Below are 19311 nucleotides of genomic sequence, written 5' to 3'. Positions count from 1 at the left end.
CTGCCCCACCCGGCAGGGGCCGTTGCCATGACCGGGCCAGGGCCGTACAGTGCGGTCCCGCCAGGGATCTGACGCTCCGTCAGTACTCCGGCGATGCTCTGCCGGCAACCGGCCTCGGAGAAGGGCGGCCCCATGCGACTCGGTCTGGCGCTCGGCTACTGGGGCCGCGGCCCCGACCCCCGCCACCTCGACCTGGCCCGCGAGGCCGAGCGGCTGGGCTACCACTCGGTGTGGACCGCCGAGGCGTGGGGCTCCGACGCGTTCACCGCGCTCACCTGGATCGCCGCGCACACCTCCCGCATCAAACTCGGCACCGGCATCGCCCAGATGGCCGCCCGCACCCCCACCGCCACCGCCATGCACGCCCTCACCCTCGACCACCTCTCCGGCGGGCGGCTGCTGCTCGGCCTCGGGCTGTCCGGGCCGCAGGTCGTCGAGGGCTGGTACGGGCGCCCGTTCCCCCGCAGCCCGCTGACCGCCACCCGCGAATACGTGGCCGTGGTCCGCCAAGTCCTGCGCCGCGAACACCCGGTGACCTGCGACGGCGACTACCACCCGCTCCCCTACGGCGGCCCGGACGGCACCGGCCTGGGCAAACCCCTGAAGTCCATCACCCACCCGCGGCGGCCCGACCTCCCCGTCCTGCTCGGCGCCGAGGGCCCCCGCAACATCGCCCAGACCACCCGGATCGCCGACGGCTGGCTGCCGCTGTACTGGTCCCCGTTCCGCCCCGAGGTCTACCGCGAACCGCTGGCCACCGCCCCCGACGGCTTCCTGATCGCCCCCATGGTGCGCGCCGTGGTCTGCGACGACGTCGCCGAGGGCCTGCTCCCCGTCAAGGCCATGCTCGCCTTCTACATCGGCGGCATGGGCCACGCCGCCCGGAACTTCCACGCCGACCTGATGGCGCGCATGGGCTACGAGGAGGAGGCCCGCCGGGTCCAGCGGCTCTTCCTCGAAGGCCGCCGGGACGAGGCGGTGCGGGCCGTCCCCGACGCCTTCGCCGACGAGATCTCCCTCGTGGGCCCGCGCTCCCGCATCGCCGAACGGCTCGCCCTGTGGCGCGCCGGCCCCGTGACGGACCTGCTGGTCACCGCCCCGGACCCGAAAACCCTACGGGTGCTTGCCGCGCTGTGTGATTCGTAGTCCCACGTTGTTGGCTTTCCCGCCGCGGGGTGCGTTCCTGTTGCGCCTGCGGCGCGGGGCTGGGAGTCCGCTGCGCGGGGCTGTTCGGCAGCGGTGGCGGGGGTGTGGGGTGGGGGTAACCCGGACTGCTGCGCTTTACGTCCGGCCCCCCCCCCCCCCCCCCCCACCCCCGCCCCCTCCCGAGGAGGGTCATGAAAAACGATGGTTGGGGGCGAATGCCGGTGGTCCCCTACGGGCCGTCGCCAGTGCATGGGCGCTCACCCGTAAACACACAACTCGCACCGACCCACTCACCTCAGCCCCCACCCACCTGGAAATCCACCCCCAACGGGAGGGGACGGGGCTGCGGGGGTGGTGTGCCGGACGTAAAGCGCAGCAGTCCGGCATGCCACCCCCGCAGCCCCGTCACCGCACCCCAAAAGCCCCGCGCAGCGGAAACAACGCAACGCGCCGCAGGCGCACACGAAAGAACCCCCGCGGCGGGACAGCCGACAACGTGGGCTACCCACCGAGTTGCGAGGCACTCGGCACCTGGTCGGTAACCGTCGCCCCATGCTTCGCGCCGGCGTCCTTGACGCCTCCGATGACGTTCTGGAACGAGGCGACATCGGCGCCGTCCGCGCCGCCCCGCAGCTTCGTGCCGAGGTTCTTCAGGGATTCGATGCCGCTGTTGAGGGGGGCCAGGGCCTTGGAGAGGGCCGGGTCGCCCTGGGCGTTGCGGACCGCGGCCTTGAGGCGGTTGTAGGTGAAGACGCCGGCCAGGCCCGCCTTGACCAGGGCGGATTTGCGGTGCGCGGCGCCCTTCTGGAAGCCGCCCGCCCGGTACGGCTTGATGATCCACTTGTAGGCGGCGCCGGCCGCGAGCCCGGCGTTGGCGACGAAGCGGGTCTTGGCGAACTTCTGCCGCTCCACCGATGTGGAGGGGCTGGGCGTCCCGGCCGCCGAGCCGCCCGCCCGGCCGTCGCTCTTCTTCGCGCCGCCGCAGGCCGCGGCGCCCAGGGTCAGGGCGCAGGCCAGCAGCAGGGCGACGGCGGCCCGGCGGACGGCGGCGCGGGGGCGGACGGGGGACGGCACAACGGTCACGGCGCGCTCCGGCGGTTCGGTTCGGCTGGGGATCCGACCTCCGCAGCCTGCCCCGTCCGCCGCGGCGCCGCCACCCGTAACCGGCCGGATGGGGGTGGCCGGACGGCCCGGCAGCCCCGGGCCGTCCGGCCCGCGCCGCGGGCTACCGGCAGCAGTCGGGGGCCAGCCCGGACGGCAGCCGCTCGCCGCCGAACACCGAGGTGGTGGCCTCGTCACCGCCCAGCGCGGCCACCGCCAGCAGCACCGAACCGGCCGTCCAGGACGTCTGTTCGCGTGGCCATATCGCGTCGTCCGCGAAGACGTAGCCGGTCCAGTACATGCCGTTCTCGGCGCGCAGGTGCTGGATCCACTTCAGGATCGACACGGCCCGGTCGGACTCCCCCATGGCCCAGAGCGCCAGCGCCAGTTCCGCGCTCTCGCCGCCGGTGACCCAGGGGTTGGGCGACACGCAGCGCACCCCGCGGCCGGGGACGACGAAGCGGTCCCAGTCCGCGTCGATCCGTGCCCGGGCCGCCGCGCCGCGCACCGCGCCACCCAGCACCGGGTAGTACCAGTCCATGGAGTAGCGGGACTTGTCGAGGAACCGCTCGGGGTGGTGGCGTATCGCGTGGCCGAGCCGGCCGACGGCCAGTTCCCAGTCGGGCTGCGGCTCCTCGCGCTGCTCGGCCAGCGCCAGGGCGCAGCGCAGCGCCTGGTAGACGGAGGACGAGCCGGTCAGCAGCGCCTCGCGGACCGGTGTGCCGTCGTCCTCGCGCTTCCAGCCGATCTCGCCGCCGGGCTGCTGGAGTTCGAGGACGTAGCCGATCGCGGCGTGCACCGCCGGCCACATCCGGTCCAGGAACGCCTCGTCGCCGGTGGAGAGGTAGTGGTGCCAGGCCCCGACCGCGAGGTAGGCGCAGAAGTTGCTCTCCCGGCCGCGGTCGGTGGGGGCGTCCGGGTCGCCGTCGGCGTACGCCGCGTACCAGGAGCCGTCCGGGTTCTGGTGCCGGGCCAGCCAGTCGTAGGCGGCCTCGGCGCGTTCGTGCTCGCCGGCCGCGTCCAGCGCCATGGCCGCCTCGGTGTGGTCCCACGGGTCGAGGTGGTGGCCGCGGAACCAGGGGATGGCGCCGTCGGTGCGCTGGGTCGCCAGGATGCCGGCGACCGTGCGGGCGGCCTGTTCGGCGGTCAGCACCCCCGGCAGGACCAGCCGTTCGGTGCGCCCGGGACTCGTCACTTGGCGGCTCCGCGGGCGGTGCCGGTGCGCCGGGCGGCGGTACGGGCGGGCTTGCCGGCGGGGGCGGGCCCGGCGGCGGCCTCGGGCGCCGCGGCCTCGGCCTCGGCCCGGGGCAGGTGCGGCTTGGTGGCGTAGGCGACGAAGCTCTTGCCGATGAGGGGGTTGAGGGCCTGCTCGGCGAGGCGGGTGGCCAGCGGCTTCTTCATGATGTCCCAGACCAGCAGCTTGTGGTACGCCTTCACCGGCAGCGCCTGGTCGTTGTCCACGCCGAAGGCGCACTTGAGCCACCAGTAGGGGCTGTGCAGCCCGTGCGCGTGGTGGGTGCCGTACGGCTTCAGGCCCGCCTGGCGCATCCGGTCCAGGAGTTCGTCGCCGCGGTAGATGCGGATGTGGCCGCCCTCGACCTCGTGGTACGCGTCGGACAGCGCCCAGCAGATCTTCTCCGGGCCGTAGCGCGGCACGGTGACCGCGATCCGGCCGCCGGGGCGCAGCACCCGGACCATCTCGGCGAGCACGCCCTTGTCGTCCGGGATGTGCTCCATGACCTCGGAGATGATGACGACGTCGAAGCTCTCGTCGGGGAACGGCAGGGCCAGCGCGTCGCCCTCCATGGCGGTCGCGGAGGCGCCCGCCGGGGCCTCGCCGGCCTCCTTCATCGCGGCGAACCACTTGGCGACCTCGCGGATCTCCTCGCCGTTCCGGTCCAGGGCGACGACCTGCGCACCGCGCCGGTAACACTCGAAGGCGTGCCGGCCCGCGCCGCAGCCCAGGTCGAGGACGCGGTCGCCGGGGGCGAGCGGGAAACGGGAAAAGTCGACGGTCAGCACGGCGTTTACGCTTTCGTCCGGCGGTCAGGGGCGGGGGAGGTGCGTGGGGGTGCGGCGTGGACTGCGGGGGGACGGCATGGTACGGGTCACCGGCGGCCGGCGGCGGCACCGGTGCGCTGACGGGCGATGGCCTCGCGGTAGCGCTCGGCGGTGCCGAGGGCGGCCTGCCGCCAGGTGAAGCGGGCCAGGACCCGTTCCCGGCCGGCCGCACCGAGCCGGGCGCGCAGGTCCGCGTCGTCCAGCAGCCGCAGCAGCCCGGCGGCCAGCGCCCCGGCGTCGCCCGGCGGCACCGCCAGGCAGGTCTCGCCGTCCGGCCCGGCGACCTCGGGGATGGCGCCGCCGGTGGTGGCCAGCAGCGGGGTGCCGGTGGCCATCGCCTCGGCCGCGGGCAGCGAGAAGCCCTCGTAGAGGGAGGGGACGCAGGCGATCTGGGCGCCGCGCACCAGGTCGACCAGTTCGGCGTCGCTGATGCCCTTGACGAACTCGATGGCGCCGGACAGGCCGAGCCGTTCGATGGCGGCGGCCACCGGCCCGTCGTCGGCCCGCTTGCCGACCACGACGAGGTGGGCGCCGGGGTGCTCGGTGCGCACCTTGGCGAGCGCCTCGACGAGGTGGACCAGCCCCTTGAGGGGGACGTCGGCGCTGGAGGTGGTGACGATCCGGCCGGGCACCTCGCGGACGGCGGGGTCCGGGGAGAACAGGTCGGTGTCGGCGCCGATGGGGACGACGTGGATCCGGCCGGGGTGCACGCCGAGGTCGTCGACGATCTCCTGGCGGGAGGAGCCGGAGACGGTCAGCACCGACGGCAGGCGGCGCGCCACCCGCTTCTGCATCCGGGTGAAGCCGTACCAGCGGCGGACCGAGGCGCGCCGCTTCCAGTCGGCGGCCGCGGCCAGGTCGAGCCGGCGGTCGACGGTGATGGGGTGGTGGATGGTGGTGACCAGCGGGGCGCCGAGCGCGCCGGGGCCGCCGAGCAGGCCGTAGCCGAGGGTCTGGTTGTCGTGGACCACGTCGAACTGCCCGCGCCGGGCGGCGAGGTGGCGGCGGGCGCGCAGCGAGAAGGTCAGCGGCTCGGGGAAGCCGCCGGTCCACATCGTGCCGACCTCCAGCGCGTCGATCCAGTCGCGGTACTCGTCGCGCCGGGGGGTGCGGAACGGGTCGGGCTGGCGGTAGAGGTCGAGGCTGGGCAGCTCGGTCAGCGTCACGCCCTCGTCGAGGACGGGGTAGGGCTGGGCGCCGATGACCTCGACGGTGTGGCCGAGCCGGGCCAGTTCGCGGGAGAGGTGGCGGACGTAGACGCCCTGCCCGCCGCAGAACGGGTTCCCCTTGTAGGTGAGCATGGCGATCCGCAGCGGACGCTCACGGTCCGTCGGGGCGGAGGCCGAGGGGGTCTCCGCCGGGCGAGGCGCGGCTGCCTGGACGGCCTCTGCGGTCACGCACGGCCCCCTTCTCACTGGACTTTCGCCGGAGCGTAACCGCTGGCGGTAATCTAGAACAAGTTACAGAACTGAAAAGCTACTGATCAGTTCACCGAGCTTCGAATCTACCGGCCGCCACCAGGGCGAAAAGAGCCGCACCAGGTGATTCGCGCCACGGCACGGCCCCTGCCATGCTGTGCCGATCACGACCACCGGCACTCACCGCATCGCGGACGGAAAGCCACGGAATGGGACACATGACTACGGAATCCAAGGCGGCCAGGCCGGCGCTTCCGGCGAGTCCTCCCCTGACCGAGCGTCAGGAGGCCCGGCGCCGCCGCATCCTGCACACCAGTGCCGAACTCGCCGGCCGGGGCGGATTCGACGCCGTCCAGATGCGCGAGGTCGCCGAGTCCTCCGGGGTCGCGCTCGGCACCCTCTACCGCTACTTCCCTTCCAAGATCCACCTGCTGGTGGCCACCATGCAGGACCAGCTCCAGCGCATGCACGCCACCCTGCGCAAGCGGCCCCCGTCGGAGGAGGACCCCGGCGCCCGGGTCGCCCAGACCCTGATGCGGGCCTTCCGCGCCCTCCAGCGCGAACCGCACCTGGCGGACGCGATGGTGCGCGCGCTGACCTTCGCCGACCGGTCCGTCAGCCCCGAGGTGGACACCGTCTCCCGGCTGACCACCGCGATCATCCTCGACGCGATGGGCCTGGACGGCCCGCCCACCCCGGAACAGCTCTCCGCCGTCCGGGTCATCGAGCACACCTGGCACTCGGCTCTGATCACCTGGCTGTCCGGCCGCGCCTCGATCGCCCAGGTAAAGATCGACATCGAAACCGTCTGCCGTCTGATCGACCTGACCGCCCCGGGGACGAAACGGGGGCGGTGAGCTGCCCGACGCCCTGGCGCCCCTGACCCCCTGGCCCCCTTGGCCCCCTGACCTCTTGGCCCTTGCCCCTCTGGCGCCCTGGCCCCTCGGCCCCTCGGCCCCTGGGTGAGCGTCCGGCTCGGGTGGCCCTCGGAAGCGTTGGCTCCGCCCCCCTCGCGGGTAGAGGGCCCGCAAGGGGGCCGCCCGACCCCTACGGGACGCCCCGCCCCGCCCCCTACGGGCCCCGGGCCCGCCCCCCCGGCGCCCGCCCTCCCCTCCCCCGCTCACTCCTCCGGGGGGAAGACCGGTGTGCCGGTGGGGGTCGCGGTGAGGGTGATGGCTTCGACCGGGCAGTTCTCGGCGGCGGCCAGGAGGGCGTCCGCGGCCTCGGTCTCCGGGTCGACCGGGTGGGACTGGCGGGCCGCGTCCAGCCGGAACCGGTCCGGTGCGGTCCCCGCACACAGGCCCGACCCGATGCACACCCCCCGGTCCACCGCCACCCGCCAGCGCTCCGCCATCACGCACCCGCCGGCAGGTGGATCATCTTGTGCTCCAGGTATTCACCGAACCCCTCGGGGCCGAACTCCCGCCCGATACCGGAGTTCTTGTAGCCGCCGAACGGGCCGAGCATGTCGATGCTGAAGGTGTTCACCGAGTACGTGCCGGTGCGGACCCGCCGCGCGAGGTCGACGCCGTGCTCGGTGTCGGCCGTCCACACCGACCCCGACAGCCCGTACTCCGAGTCGTTGGCGATCCGCACCGCCTCCTCCTCGTCCCCGTAGGGGAGCAGGCAGATCACCGGCCCGAAGATCTCCTCCCGGGCGATCCGCATGCCGTTGTCCACGTCGCCGAAGAGCGTCGGCTCGACGTACCAGCCGGTCTCCTGCCCCGGCGGGCGGCCGCCGCCGGCCAGCACCTTGGCGCCCTCCCGCAGGCCCAGCGCGATGTAGTCCAGCGAGCGCTGCTGCTGGCGGCGGGCCACCAGCGGCCCGACCTCGGTGGCCGGGTCCAGCGGGTCGCCGACGGCCAGGCCGGCCGCCGCCGCCGCGAACCGCTCGGCGATCTCGTCGTAGCGGCTGCGCGGCGCGAGGATCCTGGTCTGTGCCACGCACGCCTGCCCGTTGATCATCCAGGCGAACGGCGCGATCCCGGCCACCGCCGCGTCCAGGTCCGCGTCCGGCAGGATCACCGCGGCCGACTTGCCGCCCAGTTCCAGCGTCACCCGGCTGAGGTTGCGCGCCGCGACCTCCATGACCCGCTTGCCGGCCGCCACCGACCCGGTGAACGACACCTTGTCCACGCCCGGGTGCCCGACCAGGTACTCGCTCACCTCCCGGTCGGCCGGCAGGATCGACAGCACCCCCGCCGGCAGTCCGGCCCCGCTCGCGATCTCCGCCAGCAGGTACGCGTCCAGCGGCGTCTCGGGCGACACCTTCAGCACCACCGAGCAGCCGGCCAGCAGCGCCGGCGCGAGCTTGGCGGCGGCGGTGAACTGCGGGACGTTCCACGGCACCACGGCCGCGACCACCCCCACCGGTTCCCGGCGCACCAGCAGCGGCCCCAGCACACCGGCCCGCCGCTCCTCGAACGGGAAGTCCGCGGCCACCGTGAGCGCGGCGTCCCACACCATCATCGCGGCCAGCGACTGCACCAGCAGGCCGGAGGTCACCGGCGTACCGTTCTGCGCCCCGATGACCCGCGCGAACTCCTCGCTGCGCGCGGCGAACGCGTCCTTGATGCGGGTCACCACCGCGATCCGGTCCGCCAGGGGGGCGTTCGCCCACACCCCGGAGTCGAAGGACGCCCGGGCCGCGGCCACCGCCCGGTCGACGTCGGCCCGCGCGGCGTGCGGGACCCGGCCGATGACCTGTTCGGAGTGCGGCGAGACCACCTCGATCGTGTCCGGGCCGGCCGGATCGACCAGCTCACCGCCTATGTAGAGCTTTCCGTGCTCGACGAGGTCGCTCATCGCTGGCCGCCTTTCGACGGTGTCGAGGGGGACGGGGTGGGTGCGCGGGTGCGGGTGGGCGTGCGGGTGCGGCGGGGAAGGGGGCGGCGGGGAAGGGTGCGGCGGGGTTCGGTTTCTGACGCTGCATCAGGAATGGTGCAGCAGAACTGATACCAGTTCCACCGTGCGGAGTCCACGGCCCGGTACGGATATCGCCTCCCCGCGCCGGCTCTCCGCGCTGCCCCCCTGCACCAACTCCCTTGCCGTTGGCGGTTATCGGACCTAGTGGTGGAACTCGTTCTAGTTATAGTGAGGTGCCGGCACCGGCACGCGCGTCGGCACCGGCACACGAGGGGACGGGACCGATGGCGCCACAGGTGATCGACCACAAGGGCGGGGTGTGGAGCATCGCCGTCCCCCTCCCCGACAACCCCCTCGGCCACACCCTCGTCCACCTCCTGGAGACCGACCGCGGCCCGGTCCTCATCGACACCGGCTGGGACGACCCGGAGTCCTGGGACGCGCTCACCGCCGGGGTCACCGCCTGCGGTTTCGACCCGGCCGAGCTGCACGGCGTCCTGATCACCCACCACCACCCGGACCACCACGGGCTCTCCGCCCGGGTGCGGGAGACCTCCGGTGCGTGGATCGCGATGCACGCCGCGGACGCCGCGGTGGTGCGCCGCACCCGGGAGGCGGAGCCCGGCCGGTGGCTGGACTACCTGCTCGGGAAGCTCGCGGCGGCGGGAGCGCCGGACGACCATCTGGAGCCGCTGCGGGCCGCCCGGGCCGCCGGGCGCGGGCGGAAGCCCCCGGGGCGGCGGGCCGCGCTGCCGGACCGCGGGATCGAACCGGGCGCGCTCCTCGACCTGCCCGGGCGGCGGCTCCGGGCGGTCTGGACGCCGGGGCACACCCCGGGGCACGTCTGCCTGCATCTGGAGGAGGGACATCCGGGCCCGGCGCGGGGCGGGGCCGGTTCCGCCGGTGCGGCCGGCTTCGGGCGGCTGTTCTCCGGGGACCACCTGCTGCCGGGCATCACCCCGCACATCGGGCTGTACGAGGAACCGGACGAGGCGGCCCTGGACCTCGCCGACCGGGGGGATCCGCTCGGCGACTACCTCGACTCGCTGGCGCGCATCGCCCATCTCGCACCGGCGGAGGTGCTGCCGGCGCACCAGCACGCGTTCCCGGACGCGGCGGGCCGGGTGCGGGAGCTGCTCGGCCACCACGAGGAGCGGCTCGCCGGCCTCCGTGCGCTGCTCGCCGAGCCGCTCACGCCCTGGCAGCTGGCCCGTGCCATGCGGTGGAACCGCCCCTGGGAGCAGATCCCGCCCGCCTCCCGCACCATCGCCGTCTCGGAGGCCGAGGCGCATGTGCGGCACCTGGTGAAGCGCGGGGTGGTGGAGGCGGTGGGGGCCGACCCGGTGCGGTACGTGGCGGTGTAGGGCGTGCGGGGGCCTGCCGGGCGCCTCGGGTACGCGCCGGGCGGTGCCGGTCCGGTGCCCCGCCCCGGGGGCGGGCAGACGGCCCCGGGGCGGGGTGTGAAGGCCGGGTTAAGGTGTGCGGGACAACTTCATCCGTGCCTGATCGGGGGAAGCCGGTGGAAATCCGGCGCTGACCCGCAACCGTGAGGACGGCCGCCCGGCGGCCGGACGAGCCGGAGCACCCGTGGGGCACGGCCATGGCTCCCGCCACCGGATGGCCGGTGTGCGGCACCGTCGAGGTTCGCGGAGCTGAGCCCGGTGCCACCGCGGCGCACCCGGTCGGGTGCGCCGGCGGTCGGCCGAGCGCGGCTTCGCGCCCGACCCGACCGAACCGAGAGGCACCCACCCCGATGGCCCCCACGCATCCCGCCGCATCCCGGACGCGCCGTACCGCCGGCGCGCTGGCCGCCGCCGCGGCCGCCGCCGTGCTGGCCGCCGGCGCGGCGCCCCCGCAGAAGCTGCCGGAGGGGCTCTACGGCACCAAGGACCCGCAGTACGACGGGGTGTGGCGGCAGTCGCTGGCGCTGCTGGCGCAGCACACCGTGGGCGTGCGCCCGGCCCCGTCGGCCGTCGGCTGGCTGGTGGGCCAGCAGTGTGCGGACGGGGCGTTCGCCGCGTTCCGGGCCGATCCGCGGGCGGCGTGCGACGGCAAGACGCTGCGCGACACCAATCAGACGGCCGCGGCGGTGCAGGCGCTGGCCGCCCTGGGCGGGCACGGGGACGCCGTGCACAAGGCCGTGGGGTGGCTTGCGTCCGTGCAGCAGGCGGACGGCGGCTGGGGCTCGATGCCCGGTGCGGCCAGCGACGCCAACTCCACGGCGGTGGTCATCGGGGCGCTGGCCGCGGCCGGGGAGAAGCCGGAGGCGGTGCGGAAGGACGGCCACGCGCCGGACCGGGCGCTGCTGGGGTTCCAGCTGGGGTGTGACGCGAAGGAGGGGGAGCGCGGTGCGTTCACCTTCCAGCTGAAGAACGCGGCGCCCAACGCGGACGCGACGGCGGCCGCGGTCACCGCGGCGCTGGGCAAGGGCTTCGTGGTGCCGGCGGCCGGGAAGGACCGGCCGGTCGAGCCGCCGGCCTGCGGGCAGGACGGTGCGCGGGCCGGTGACGCCCGGGCCGCCGCGGACGGCGGCGCCGCGTACCTGGTGGCGCAGCTGGACGCCAACGGGCAGCACCTGCGGTCGGCGATGCCGGGCGCCGAGCAGCAGCCCGACGTCGGGAACACCGCGGACACGGTGGTCGCGCTGGCGGCCGGCGGGCACGCCGAGGCCGCGAAGAAGCCGCTGGCGTGGCTGGAGAAGAACGCCGCGGGGTGGGCGAAGCAGAACGGCCCGGCGGCGTACGCGCAGCTGGTGCTCGCCGCGCGGGCCACCGGGACGGACCCGCGCTCCTTCGGCGGCACCGACCTGGTCGCCGCGCTGAACGCCACCGGGCCCGCGCCGGTCACCGCGGCGGAGGACGGGCACTCCGGGGAGGGGCACTCCGAGGACGGCGGCGGCATCGGGATCTGGTGGGTGATCGGTGTCGGCCTCGCCATCGGCGCCGGGGTCGGTTTCCTGCTCAGCGGCCGCAAGGGCAAGAACGCGCTGTGAGCCGGATACGCGGGGCCCGGTGGGCGGTGGCGGCACTGCTCGGCGCGGGGCTGGTGGCCGGTCCGGTCGCCGGGGCCGCCCAGGCGCAGGAGTACCGGTACTGGTCGTTCTGGGACGGGCGGGCGGCGGCCGGCCCGTCCGCTTCGTGGGCGTACGCCACCCAGGGGCCGGGGACGGCGCGGCCGGCCGACGGTGCCGTGGCGGGTTTCCGGTTCGCGGTGAGCGCGGACTCCGCGCGGGCCGCGGCGCCGCGCCCGGCCCCGGACTTCGCCGCGCTGTGCGGTGCCGGACGGGCCGCGGCCGGGCAGAAGCGGATCGGTGTGGTGATCGACTTCGGGACGGCGGCGGACGCCCCGTCCGGGGAGCGGCCGCCGGCCGCGCGGACGGCCTGTGCGCGGGTGCCGGCGGATGCCTCGGCGGGCGAGGCGCTGGCCGCGGTCGCCGAGCCGCTGCGGTACGACGCGGCCGGGCTGCTGTGCGGGATCGCGGGGTACCCGCGGTCGGGCTGCGCGGAGCAGGTGGCCGGCGGCGGGGCGGAGCGGAAGCCGGCGGCCGGCGCGGCGGACGGTGCCGGCGGCGGCCCGTCGGCGGGGCTGTTCGCCGGGGTCGGCGCGGTGGTGGTGCTGGGCGCGGCCGCGGTCTGGCAGGCGCGCCGGCGGCGCGGATGAGCGCGCCGCGGGCGGCCCGCGGCACCGCGCTGCACGCGGGCGCCTGGTGGGTGTGGGCGCTGGGCCTGGCGACCGCGGCGTCCCGGACCGCCAATCCGCTGCTGCTGGCGCTGCTGGCGGCGGTGGCCGGTTATGTGGTGGCGGCGCGCCGGACGGACGCGCCGTGGGCCCGGTCGTACGGGGCGTTCGTCAAGCTGGGGCTGGTGGTGCTGGGGATCCGGCTGGTGTTCGCGTTCGTGCTGGGGTCGCCGATCCCGGGGACGCACACACTGGTGACGCTGCCCGAACTCCCGCTCCCCCACTGGGCGCAGGGTGTCCGGATCGGTGGCCGGGTGACCGCGGAGGGCATGGTCTTCGCGCTGTACGACGGGCTGAAGCTGGCCACCCTGCTGATCTGCGTGGGCGCCGCCAACGCGCTGGCCAGTCCGGCGCGGTTGCTGAAGTCGCTGCCCGGCGCGCTGTACGAGGCCGGGGTGGCGGTGGTGGTCGCGATGACGTTCGCGCCGAACCTGGTGGCCGACGTGCAGCGGCTGCGGGCGGCCCGGCGGCTGCGCGGCCGTCCGGACCGGGGCATGAAGGCGCTGTTGCAGGTGGGCCTGCCGGTGCTGGAGGGGGCGCTGGAGCGGTCGGTGGCGCTGGCCGCGGCGATGGACGCCCGCGGGTACGGCCGGACCGCGCAGGTGCCGCCCGCGGTGCGGCGGCTGACGTCGCTGCTGACGCTGGGCGGACTGCTCGGGGTGTGCGCGGGCACGTACGGGCTGCTGGGGGACGCGGGCGGCGGCTACGGGCTGCCGGTGCTGCTGGCCGGGCTGGCGGCGGCGCTGGCGGGGCTGTGGCTGGGCGGCCGCCGGTCGGTGCGGACCCGCTACCGGCCCGAGCCGTGGGGGGTGCGGGCCTGGCTGGTGTCGGGGTCCGGGGTGGCCGTGGCGGCGCTGATGATCGCGGCGAACGGCTACGCCCCGGCCGCGCTGCACCCGCCGGCGGTGCCGCTGACCGCGCCGGTGCTGCCGCTGTGGCCGGCGCTGTCGCTGCTGGTGGGGCTGGTGCCGGCGGTGGCCGCGCCGGTGCCGGTGCGGGCCGGGCGCCCGGTGTCCGCCGGCCGCTCCCGGGCCGCCGCCCCCGCCGCACCGTCCCGTTCCGCCGATTCCGGTCCGTTCACGAAGGAGCCCGCCCAGTGATCCGCTTCGAGCAGGTCTCGGTGACCTACGGCGATGCCGCCGCGCCGGCCGTGCAGGGGGTCGATCTGACCGTGCCCGAGGGCGAGTTGTGCCTCCTGGTGGGGCCGTCCGGGGCCGGGAAGTCGACCCTGCTGAACGCCGTGTGCGGGCTGGTGCCGCACTTCACCGGCGGCACGCTGCGCGGCCGGGTGACGGTCGGCGGGCGGGACACCCGGACCCATCCGCCGCGCGAACTGGCCGATGTGGTCGGCACGGTGGGCCAGGACCCGCTGGCGCACTGCGTCACCGACACCGTCGAGGACGAGCTGGCCTACGGCATGGAGTCCCTCGGGCTGGCCCCGGACGTGATGCGCCGCCGGGTCGAGGAGACGCTGGACCTGCTGGGCCTGGCCGACCTGCGGGAGCGGGCCCTGCGCACGCTGTCCGGCGGCCAGTTGCAGCGGGTGGCGATCGGCTCGGTGCTCACCGCGCACCCGAAGGTGCTGGTGCTGGACGAGCCGACGTCGGCGCTGGACCCGGGCGCCGCTGAGGAGGTGCTGGCGGTGCTCCAGCGCCTGGTGCACGACCTGGGCACGACGGTGCTGATGGCCGAGCACCGGCTGGAGCGGGTGGTGCAGTACGCGGACCAGGTGATCGTGCTGCCGGGGCCGGGCGCGGCGCCGGTGATGGGCGAGCCGGCCGCCATGATGGCCGCCTCGCCGGTGCGGCCGCCGGTGGTGGAGCTGGGCCGGCTGGCCGGGTGGTCGCCGCTGCCGCTGTCGGTGCGGGACGCCCGGCGCAAGGCGGCACCGCTGCGGGAGCGGCTGTCCGCGGCCGGTGCGCCGGCGGACCGGGCCCCGGCGGCGGACGGCGAGCCGGTGGCGTCGGTGGCCGGGCTGGTCGTCCGGCGCGACCGTACGCCGGTGCTGCACGGGATCGGCCTGACCGTGCGGGCCGGCGAGACGGTGGCGCTGATGGGCCGCAACGGCGCGGGGAAGTCGACGCTGCTGCGGACCCTGGTCGGGATGCACCGCCCGTCGTCCGGGACGGTCCGGGTCGGGGACGGCGCCCCGCACCAGGCCCGGCCGCGCGACCTGCTGCGCCGGGTCGGGCTGGTGCCGCAGGACCCGCGGGACCTGCTGTCCGCGGACACCGTGGCGGCCGAGTGCGCCGCCGCCGACCGGGACGCGGACGCACCGGCCGGCCGCTGCCGGGAGCTGGTGGCCCGCCTGCTGCCCGGGGTGCCGGACGCGGCGCATCCGCGGGACCTGTCGGAGGGGCAGCGGCTGGCGCTGGCGCTGGCGGTGGTGCTGACCGCGCGGCCGCCGCTGCTGCTGCTGGACGAGCCGACCCGCGGCCTGGACTACGCGGCCAAGGCCCGGCTGGTGGAGGTGCTGCGCGCGCTGGCCGCCGAGGGGCACGCCCTCGTGCTGGCCACCCACGACGTGGAGCTGGCCGCGGAGCTGGCGCACCGGGTGGTGATCCTGGCGGAGGGCGAGGTGGTCGCGGACGGCCCGGCGGCTGAGGTGGTGGTCTCCTCCCCCGCGTTCGCCCCGCAGGTCGCCAAGGTGCTGGCGCCGCTGCCGTGGCTGACGGTGTCCCAGGTGGCCCGGTCCCTGGAAGGGGCGCCGGCGTGACGGGCCCGGGGCGGCGGGTCCGCGCGGTGCGGCTGGGTCCGCGGTCGGTGGCCGCGCTGTGCCTGGTGTCGGCGGTCGGGGTGGTGGCGTTCGGCTGGCCGCTGCTGGCCGGTCCCGGCTCGGGGTTGGCGCACGCGCAGGACGCGCCGTGGCTGTTCGCGGCGCTGCTGCCGCTGCTGCTGGCGGTGGTGGTGGCGACGATCGCGGACCGCGGGCTGGACGCCAAGGCGATCGCGATGCTCGGGGTGCTGGCGGCGGCCGGGGCGGCGCTGCGGCCGCTGGGCGCGGGCACCGCGGGGATCGAGCCGATGTTCTTCCTGATGGTGCTGGCGGGCCGGGTGCTGGGGCCGGGGTTCGGTTTCACGCTGGGTTCGGTGGCGATGTTCGCGTCGGCGCTGCTGACCGGCGGGGTCGGGCCCTGGATGCCGTTCCAGATGCTGTCGATGGGCTGGGTGGCGATGGGCGCGGGGCTGCTGCCGGGCCCGGACCGGCTGCGCGGCCGCCGGGAGCTGGCGCTGCTGGCCGGCTACGGGGCGGTGGCGTCGGTGGGCTACGGGCTGGTGATGAACCTCCAGGGCTGGCCGTATCTGGGCGGGCTGGCGTCGGGGGTGTCGTTCGTGCCGGGCGATCCGCTCACCGCGAATCTGGCGCGCTACGCGGCGTACTGCCTGGCGACGTCGCTGGGCTGGGACCTGCCGCGCGCGGCGGTGACCGTGGTGCTGACCCTGGTGCTCGGCGCCCCGGTGCTCAAGGCGCTGCGCCGGGCCACCCGCCGGGCGGCGTTCGAGGCCCCGGTGGCGTTCGAGGCGCCGGCCGGGCCGCCGGCGGGGGCTGACGGGGCGCCCCGCCCGGCCGGCCCGGCGGCGGGGTCTACAGCCGCTGGATGATGGTCCCGGTCGCCAGCGCGCCGCCCGCGCACATGGTGATCAGGGCGAACTCCTTGTCGCGGCGCTCCAGTTCGTGCAGGGCGGTGGTCAGCAGGCGGGCGCCGGTGGCGCCGACGGGGTGGCCCAGGGCGATGGCGCCGCCGTTGACGTTGACCTTCTCCAGGTCCTGGCCGAAGACCCGGGCCCAGGACAGCACCACGGACGCGAACGCCTCGTTGATCTCGACCAGGTCGATGTCCTTGAGGGACATCCCGGCCTTGCCGAGGACGGCGCGGGTGGCGTCGACGGGCCCGTCGAGGTGGAAGTGCGGGTCGGAGCCGACCAGGGCCTGGGCGACGATCCGGGCCCGGGGCTTCAGCCGCAGCGCGCGGGCCATCTTCTTGGAGGACCACAGCAGGGCGGCGGCGCCGTCGGAGATCTGCGAGGAGTTGCCGGCGGTGTGCACGGCGGTGGGCATGACGGGTTTGAGGCCGGCCAGCGCCGCCGCGCTGGTGTCGCGCAGCCCCTCGTCGCGGTCGACCAGCCGCCACATGCCCTGGCCCGCGGCCTGCTCCTCCTCGGTGGTGGGCACCTGCACCGCGAACGTCTCGCGTTTGAAGCGCTCCTCGGCCCAGGCGGTGGCGGCGCGCTCCTGGGAGAGCAGGCCGAACGCGTCGACGTCCTCGCGGGTCAGGCCGCGGCGGCGGGCGATCCGCTCGGCCGCCTCGAACTGGTTGGGCAGGTCGACGTTCCACTCGTCCGGCCAGGGCTTGCCGGGGCCGTGCTTGGAGCCGCTGCCGAGGGGGACGCGGGACATCGCCTCCACGCCGCAGCCGATGCCGATGTCGATGACGCCGCCGGCGATCATGTTGGCGACCATGTGGTTGGCCTGCTGGGAGGAGCCGCACTGGCAGTCCACGGTGGTGGCCGCGGTCTCGTAGGGCAGGCCCATGGCGAGCCAGGCGTTGCGGGCCGGGTTCATGGACTGCTCGCCGGCGTGGGTGACGGTGCCGCCGACGATCTGCTCGACGCAGTCGGGCTGGATGCCGGTGCGGGCGAGGAGTTCGCGGTACGTCTCGCCCAGGAGGTAGGCGGGGTGGAGGTTGGCGAGCGCGCCCTGGCGCTTGCCGATGGGCGTGCGTACGGCTTCGACGATGACGGGTTCGGCGGCCATGACTCAACTCGTCCTCTCCTCGCGTCCGCGGGCGTCCCGGCGCCCGCGGAGGGAAGAACTAGTACGCGTTCTAGTTCCTCGCACAGTCTCGTGAGCGCCCCGGCACGACGCAAGAGGGCGGCAACGCCCTTGTGGGCACGTAGCGTTGCCGTGACCCTTGCCACTTGCGGGACGCGTCACTACCGTCACCGCGACCTGCATCTGATGGGCCGTCAGACACCCGTGCCGGGGACCGCGGTGCCGTCAGGGCGCTGGACGCCGCCGGACCAGGAGCCGCCGATGCACTGCCCCGCGCTGCCCGAGGGGTTCGACCCCACCGACCCCGACGTCTACCAGGCCCGGGTCCCGCTGCCGGAGTTCGCCCGGCTGCGCGGGACCGCGCCGGTGTGCTGGATCCCCCAGCCGCACGGCGTCGCCGGATTCGACGACGACGGCTACTGGGCCGTCACCCGCCACCAGGACGTCAAGGAGGTCTCCACCCGCCCGGACGTCTTCTCCGCCAACCTCAACACCTCGATCATCCGCTTCAATCCGGCCATTTCCCGGGACCAGATCGAGGTCCAGAAACTGATCATGCTCAACATGGACCCGCCCGAGCACACCCGGGTCCGGCAGATCGTGCAGCGCGGTTTCACCCCGCGGGCCATCCGCGCCCTGGAGGACGCGCTGCGCCGGCGGGCCGAGCGGATCGTCGCCGGGGCGGGCGCGAAGGGCTCCGGCGACTTCGTCACCGACGTCGCCTGCGAGCTGCCGCTCCAGGCGATCGCCGAGCTGATCGGCATCCCCCAGGACGACCGGGCCCGGATCTTCGACTGGTCGAACAAGATGATCGCCTACGACGACCCGGAGCTGGCCATCACCGAGGAGGTCGGCGCCAACGCGGCCGTGGAGCTGATCTCCTACGCGATGAACCTCGCCGCGGACCGCAAGAAGTGCCCGGCCCAGGACATCGTCAGCCGCCTGGTGGCGGCCGAGGACGAGGGCAACCTCGGCTCCGACGAGTTCGGGTTCTTCGTGCTGCTGCTGGCGGTGGCCGGCAACGAGACCACCCGCAACGCCATCACCCACGGCATGCACGCCTTCCTCACCCACCCCGAGCAGTGGGAGCTCTACAAGCGCGAGCGCCCGGCGACCGCCGCGGAGGAGATCGTGCGCTGGGCGACCCCGGTGGTCTCCTTCCAGCGCACCGCCACCCAGGACACCGAACTGGGCGGCGCGCACCTCCGCGAGGGCCAGCGGGTCGGCATCTTCTACTCCTCGGCCAACCACGACCCCGAGGTCTTCGACCGCCCCGAGGTCTTCGACATCACCCGCGACCCCAACCCCCACCTCGGCTTCGGGGGCGGCGGGCCGCACTTCTGCCTCGGCAAGTCGCTGGCCGTCCTGGAGATCAACCTGATCTTCAACGCCCTCGCCGACGCCCTCCCGGACATCGCCCTGACCGGCGCCCCCCGGCGGCTGCGCTCCGCCTGGCTGAACGGCGTCAAGGAGCTGCGGGTGCGCTACCGGTGAGGAACAGCACCGCCAGCACGAACAGCTCCAGCGCACCGGCGGCCAGCACGGCCAGCACCAGCCGGCGCCGCAGCCCGCGGTAAGTGTCCTCGTAAGCGGTCCGCAGTTCGGCACTGCGGGCCGCGACACGCTCCAGGTACGAGCGGGACTGCGCGCGCTGCTCCCGGCTGTAGTGGCGGACCACCTCCGCCCGCTGCGCGGTGGTCAGCCACGGCAGCCGGGCGCAGAAGTCCTCCGCCTGCGCGCCGGCCCGTTCCTTCTCCGCCTCCCACAGCAGATAGCCCTCGATCTCGTTGATCACCTCGTCCATCCGCACGTCCGCCGTCCCGCCGGATTCCCCGGCCGCCGGCCGCCGCCCCCTCATTCCCCGGCCCCGGCCGCGATCTCGGGGTGGTGCAGATCGAACGCCGGCGATTCGGAGCGAATCCGCGGCAGAGTGTGGAAATTGTGCCGCGGCGGCGGGCAGGACGTCACCCACTCCAGCGAACGGCCGTAGCCCCACGGATCGTCCACGCCGACCTTCCGGCCGTACTTGGCGGTCTTCCAGACGTTGTAGAGGAACGGCAGGATCGACATGCCGAGCAGGAACGAGAAAATGGTCGAGACGGTGTTCAGCGTGGTGAAGCCGTCGGCGGCGAGATAGTCGGGGATCCGGCGCAGCATGCCCTCGGCGCCCAGCCAGTGCTGGACGAGGAACGTGCCGTGGAAGCCGAT

At 75.0% G+C, this 19311-nt stretch carries 17 protein-coding genes, 1 pseudogene and 1 riboswitch; of the genes and pseudogenes, 9 read left to right on the top strand and 9 right to left on the bottom strand.

What is annotated here, in order from left to right; all coding sequences use genetic code 11:
* Positions 1-132 precede the first annotated feature (132 nt).
* A complete protein-coding gene (locus tag MUU72_RS10105; protein ID WP_248012838.1) occupies positions 133-1146 on the top strand; it encodes an LLM class F420-dependent oxidoreductase in 1014 nt (337 codons plus the stop codon).
* 501 nt (positions 1147-1647) lie between these two features.
* On the opposite strand, the gene MUU72_RS10100 is transcribed toward MUU72_RS10105, so the two are convergent.
* From MUU72_RS10100 to MUU72_RS10085, 4 genes are all read right to left on the bottom strand, one after another.
* Positions 1648-2220 (bottom strand): hypothetical protein, encoded by a 573-nt coding sequence (locus tag MUU72_RS10100; RefSeq protein ID WP_372503065.1) that lies wholly within the window; start codon positions 2218-2220, stop codon positions 1648-1650.
* Between the two features lie 151 nt (positions 2221-2371).
* Positions 2372-3442 carry a prenyltransferase gene (locus MUU72_RS10095; RefSeq protein ID WP_248012836.1) on the bottom strand — a complete coding sequence of 357 codons (1071 nt, stop codon included), beginning with the start codon at positions 3440-3442 and terminating at the stop codon, positions 2372-2374.
* Entirely contained in the window at positions 3439-4269 is an 831-nt protein-coding gene (locus MUU72_RS10090; protein ID WP_248012835.1) for a class I SAM-dependent methyltransferase, read from the bottom strand. Before MUU72_RS10090 ends, MUU72_RS10095 begins: the two co-directional genes overlap by 4 nt.
* Before the next feature lie 86 nt (positions 4270-4355).
* The gene (locus tag MUU72_RS10085; RefSeq protein ID WP_248012834.1) at positions 4356-5705 is read right to left on the bottom strand and encodes a glycosyltransferase family 4 protein; all 1350 of its coding nucleotides are present in this window, start codon (positions 5703-5705) and stop codon (positions 4356-4358) included.
* A 239-nt stretch (positions 5706-5944) separates the two neighbouring features.
* Between MUU72_RS10085 and MUU72_RS10080 the strand changes: the two genes are divergently transcribed.
* Positions 5945-6583 carry a TetR family transcriptional regulator gene (locus MUU72_RS10080; protein ID WP_248012833.1) on the top strand — a complete coding sequence of 213 codons (639 nt, stop codon included), beginning with the start codon at positions 5945-5947 and terminating at the stop codon, positions 6581-6583.
* A 263-nt stretch (positions 6584-6846) separates the two neighbouring features.
* On the opposite strand, the gene MUU72_RS10075 is transcribed toward MUU72_RS10080, so the two are convergent.
* Entirely contained in the window at positions 6847-7080 is a 234-nt protein-coding gene (locus tag MUU72_RS10075) for a ferredoxin (RefSeq protein WP_248012832.1), read from the bottom strand.
* A complete protein-coding gene (locus MUU72_RS10070) occupies positions 7080-8531 on the bottom strand; it encodes an aldehyde dehydrogenase (protein ID WP_248012831.1) in 1452 nt (483 codons plus the stop codon). The genes MUU72_RS10075 and MUU72_RS10070 overlap by 1 nt, the downstream gene beginning before the upstream one ends.
* Positions 8532-8875: 344 nt before the next feature.
* Here MUU72_RS10070 and MUU72_RS10065 point away from each other — a divergent pair, with 344 nt between their 5' ends.
* The 6 genes from MUU72_RS10065 to MUU72_RS10040 all read left to right on the top strand — a co-directional run bounded on the left by MUU72_RS10065 (position 8876) and on the right by MUU72_RS10040 (position 15932).
* Positions 8876-9955, top strand: a complete 1080-nt coding sequence (locus MUU72_RS10065; protein WP_248012830.1) for a Strvi_7410 family MBL fold metallo-hydrolase — start codon at positions 8876-8878, stop codon at positions 9953-9955.
* Positions 9956-10077: 122 nt separating this feature from the next.
* A riboswitch (cobalamin riboswitch) is annotated at positions 10078-10198 on the top strand.
* A 146-nt stretch (positions 10199-10344) separates the two neighbouring features.
* On the top strand, positions 10345-11583 hold the full coding sequence (locus tag MUU72_RS10060) for an SCO2321 family membrane protein (protein WP_248012829.1): 1239 nt from the start codon (positions 10345-10347) through the stop codon (positions 11581-11583).
* 5 nt (positions 11584-11588) lie between these two features.
* Positions 11589-12251: an SCO2322 family protein gene (locus MUU72_RS10055; protein WP_248012962.1), complete on the top strand. Its 663-nt coding sequence runs from the start codon at positions 11589-11591 to the stop codon at positions 12249-12251.
* Complete coding sequence (locus MUU72_RS10050; RefSeq protein ID WP_308403807.1) at positions 12248-13429, top strand: CbiQ family ECF transporter T component; 1182 nt, start codon at positions 12248-12250, stop codon at positions 13427-13429. Before MUU72_RS10055 ends, MUU72_RS10050 begins: the two co-directional genes overlap by 4 nt.
* Positions 13426-15045, top strand: a complete 1620-nt coding sequence (locus MUU72_RS10045; protein WP_248012828.1) for an ABC transporter ATP-binding protein — start codon at positions 13426-13428, stop codon at positions 15043-15045. The genes MUU72_RS10050 and MUU72_RS10045 overlap by 4 nt, the downstream gene beginning before the upstream one ends.
* Positions 15042-15932 (top strand): ECF transporter S component, encoded by an 891-nt coding sequence (locus MUU72_RS10040; protein WP_248012827.1) that lies wholly within the window; start codon positions 15042-15044, stop codon positions 15930-15932. Before MUU72_RS10045 ends, MUU72_RS10040 begins: the two co-directional genes overlap by 4 nt.
* Here MUU72_RS10040 and MUU72_RS10035 read toward each other — a convergent pair.
* A complete protein-coding gene (locus tag MUU72_RS10035; protein WP_248012826.1) occupies positions 15916-17085 on the bottom strand; it encodes a steroid 3-ketoacyl-CoA thiolase in 1170 nt (389 codons plus the stop codon). The genes MUU72_RS10040 and MUU72_RS10035 overlap by 17 nt on opposite strands.
* Positions 17086-17364: 279 nt before the next feature.
* Here MUU72_RS10035 and MUU72_RS10030 point away from each other — a divergent pair, with 279 nt between their 5' ends.
* Complete coding sequence (locus MUU72_RS10030) at positions 17365-18597, top strand: cytochrome P450 (RefSeq protein ID WP_248012825.1); 1233 nt, start codon at positions 17365-17367, stop codon at positions 18595-18597.
* On the opposite strand, the gene MUU72_RS10025 is transcribed toward MUU72_RS10030, so the two are convergent.
* Both MUU72_RS10025 and MUU72_RS10020 read right to left on the bottom strand, forming a co-directional pair.
* A complete protein-coding gene (locus MUU72_RS10025; RefSeq protein ID WP_248012824.1) occupies positions 18569-18907 on the bottom strand; it encodes a hypothetical protein in 339 nt (112 codons plus the stop codon). The genes MUU72_RS10030 and MUU72_RS10025 overlap by 29 nt on opposite strands.
* A gap of 50 nt (positions 18908-18957) precedes the next feature.
* Positions 18958-19311, bottom strand: a pseudogene (locus MUU72_RS10020) (aa3-type cytochrome oxidase subunit I); the annotation flags it as partial.

Origin of the sequence: Streptomyces rhizoryzae, from assembly GCF_023155275.1 — a bacterium.
Classification (GTDB): domain Bacteria; phylum Actinomycetota; class Actinomycetes; order Streptomycetales; family Streptomycetaceae; genus Streptomyces; species Streptomyces rhizoryzae.
This window is presented reverse-complemented; position numbering and strand designations above follow the sequence as displayed.

What these genes read in the sequence shown, in the direction of transcription:
- MUU72_RS10105 (WP_248012838.1), top strand. Translation starts at nt 133, where the DNA reads ATGCGACTCGGTCTGGCGCTCGGCTACTGGGGCCGCGGCCCCGACCCC.
- MUU72_RS10080 (WP_248012833.1), top strand. Translation starts at nt 5,945, where the DNA reads ATGACTACGGAATCCAAGGCGGCCAGGCCGGCGCTTCCGGCGAGTCCT.
- MUU72_RS10075 (WP_248012832.1), bottom strand. Translation starts at nt 7,080, where the DNA reads ATGGCGGAGCGCTGGCGGGTGGCGGTGGACCGGGGGGTGTGCATCGGG.
- MUU72_RS10070 (WP_248012831.1), bottom strand. Translation starts at nt 8,531, where the DNA reads ATGAGCGACCTCGTCGAGCACGGAAAGCTCTACATAGGCGGTGAGCTG.
- MUU72_RS10065 (WP_248012830.1), top strand. Translation starts at nt 8,876, where the DNA reads ATGGCGCCACAGGTGATCGACCACAAGGGCGGGGTGTGGAGCATCGCC.
- MUU72_RS10060 (WP_248012829.1), top strand. Translation starts at nt 10,345, where the DNA reads ATGGCCCCCACGCATCCCGCCGCATCCCGGACGCGCCGTACCGCCGGC.
- MUU72_RS10050 (WP_308403807.1), top strand. Translation starts at nt 12,248, where the DNA reads ATGAGCGCGCCGCGGGCGGCCCGCGGCACCGCGCTGCACGCGGGCGCC.
- MUU72_RS10035 (WP_248012826.1), bottom strand. Translation starts at nt 17,085, where the DNA reads ATGGCCGCCGAACCCGTCATCGTCGAAGCCGTACGCACGCCCATCGGC.
- MUU72_RS10030 (WP_248012825.1), top strand. Translation starts at nt 17,365, where the DNA reads ATGCACTGCCCCGCGCTGCCCGAGGGGTTCGACCCCACCGACCCCGAC.
- MUU72_RS10025 (WP_248012824.1), bottom strand. Translation starts at nt 18,907, where the DNA reads ATGGACGAGGTGATCAACGAGATCGAGGGCTATCTGCTGTGGGAGGCG.